The organism is Thermoanaerobacterium butyriciformans (assembly GCF_017874545.1).
Classification (GTDB): Bacteria; Bacillota; Thermoanaerobacteria; order Thermoanaerobacterales; family Thermoanaerobacteraceae; genus Thermoanaerobacterium; species Thermoanaerobacterium butyriciformans.
Window position 1 is genome coordinate 1 of sequence record NZ_JAGGLT010000063.1, and the last position, 2,520, is coordinate 2,520.

The window sequence follows — 2,520 nt, forward strand, 5'->3', positions numbered from 1 at the left end:
TCTTATTTTTATCGCAAAATCATTGTTATTTTTTGTATCTAATATCTAATTTATGTCATTGTATGCTGCTGGAAATTAGTTTCCGAAATCACTCTCTTGGCCTTATTGGCCTAATACATTATACGTAATATGCTTAATAGTGTTACTCAAATTTCATCGTCGCTAATGACCATAAAAAGCGCCTTGCTTCTTTACGCGGTTTATCTTGCTGTAAAACAATTAGAAAAACGAAAAAGAATAGTAAATCCTCAAAGTTAAATTTGACATCCATTATTACCGTTAAAATGACAAAGAAAAAAAGCTATGTAAATAATAAATGGGCTGTTGCAAAACTACTTTAAAGTAGTTTGCAATACCCCTTTTTAATGTAAAAAGGCTGTATAAAAATGAAAAAACAATCATGAAAATATATGTAATTCATCTGATTTTCTATGATTGTTGAGTTTTAGGCGCACTTAAATAAGCCTTGGGCTTTCTGTAATTTTTTTCTTCAAATCTCAGGCTATTTTTATTCCATGAAGGTGCTTTTCACATCTCTCATTCTGTATTTTTGCATGCAGTTTGTTTACATCGTAGGAAAAACATAACAGCATAAACTCCGTTTTTACACTGTTTTTCCCACGTGTTAAAAATCTATTAAATTGGTAATCATTTTTTAGAACTCCAAAAGCACCTTCTACCTGTATTGAACGATTAACTCTCAGGAGAATTCCCTCTTCAGATGTGATATTCTCATAAGATATTTGTCGCTTCTCTACAAATGTTTTTGATACTTGCATCTTTCGGTTGCCTCGTGCTTTTGTACATTTTGATTTATATGGACAATTGTTGCAGTCTTCACATTCGTATACAGTAATTTCTGAACGGTAGCCACTTGCTGAAGTCCTATAGATGATTCCAATTGGTCTAAGTTGTTTTCCATTGTGGCAGGTATATTCATCTTTATCTTTATCATAAACCATGTTTTCACGCTTACTAATATCATTTTTAAAACTTTTCTTCTTCCACTTTTCATATGTCTGCGGCTTTATGTAGTATTTTTGATTTTTTTCTTCCAAATACAGATAGTTTTCTTCACTCTCATATCCACAGTCCGCTATGATATTTTGATATTTGTTTCCTAAATTTGATTCCATATCATTTAGAAATGGAATAAGGGTAGTGTTGTCAGACCTGTCCTGAAATATACCAACACCAGTAACATACTCACTTTCAACCCCAATCTGCACATTGTATCCTGGCTTTAATTGAGAGTTGTTCATGTGGTCATCTTTCATGTGCATAAATGTTGCATCTGGATCAGTTTTAGAATAACTATTCCTTCCATCCAATAATTGATTGTGTGTATTATAGTTCTTTTGACGTTCGTAAAACTTCTCTAGCTCTTCATTAAATTTTTGGAGTTTTGACTTGCGTTTCCCTATACCATGAACAAATTCTATCTGCTCTTCTTCTTTTTTCTTTTTAAGATAGTCAATTATCTTTTCTATGTCATTCAATAAAGTTTCTTTAGTAACAGTAAAATTAGTCATATACGTAAGATTAATTGATTCTATGTAAGATTGTATTTTTGTAAACATCTTTGCCTGATTTTTATTAATAGCCTTTTTCCATACAAATGTATAGCGGTTAGCATTGGCTTCAATCTTTGTACCGTCTACAAAGAGATGCTCAAACTTTACTTCACCTATTTCATGGAGATGCTGTACCAACTGATAAAACAAATCTTCCATCGCATCGGCAAGATATTCCTTGCGGAATCTGGCAATAGTAGAGTGGTCAGGTGCTTTGCTTCCTTCAAGCAACCACATAAAATTAATATCCCTTTTGCATGCACTTTCTATCTTTCTGCTGGAATAAATGTTATTCATGTAAGCATAAGTTAATACCTTAAACAGGATTTTTGGCTCTACTGCAGGTTTTCTTCCAGTGAAAGAATATGCCTTGTACAACTTTTCGTAATTCAATCCCTCCAATATTTGGCTAAGCAGGCGAACCGAATCATCCTCTGGTATTAACATTTCACAATTTAATGGAAGAACTAATTGATAACATCCATTAAATTGCGTATAATTCTTATTGTATAATTTACTTTTTTGCATAACTTAATTATACAGTAATTGCAGGTTCTTTGGAACCTGCAATTACTTTTTTGCGTATAAAAAAAGACTGATGCACTATGACCTATTCAGTCAGTTGTGCAACAGCCCCTTTTTGTTATTTGACTTGATTTAAGAATAATCCCATTCCACCGTCCATAACAATTACGAGTAATACAAAGAAAAACAGCAATGTTTCCATTGACCATGATCCGCCACCAAACCATCCGCCGCCCATCAAAACAACAAGTATTAAGAAGAAGAACAGCAAATTGCTTTGGCCAAATACTGAACTTGTTCCAGCCATACTAACCCTCCTTTTAAAATATGAGTATTCTCGGCAACTTCTGTTGCCTGATATAACTGAATTTCAGGAGATATATTTTTAAATTTATCCCCCAAAATTTCATTCTGAAATCAT

At 32.9% G+C, this 2,520-nt stretch carries 2 protein-coding genes; both read right to left on the reverse strand.

The genetic code is table 11. The features are described from left to right. Positions 1-497: 497 nt before the first annotated feature. Positions 498-2,102, reverse strand: coding sequence for an IS1182 family transposase (locus tag J2Z80_RS14850; protein ID WP_209455069.1), 1,605 nt, complete (start codon positions 2,100-2,102; stop codon positions 498-500). A 115-nt stretch (positions 2,103-2,217) separates the two neighbouring features. Continuing rightward, the gene (locus J2Z80_RS14855) at positions 2,218-2,406 is read right to left on the reverse strand and encodes a hypothetical protein (RefSeq protein WP_013297723.1); all 189 of its coding nucleotides are present in this window, start codon (positions 2,404-2,406) and stop codon (positions 2,218-2,220) included. Positions 2,407-2,520 lie beyond the last annotated feature (114 nt).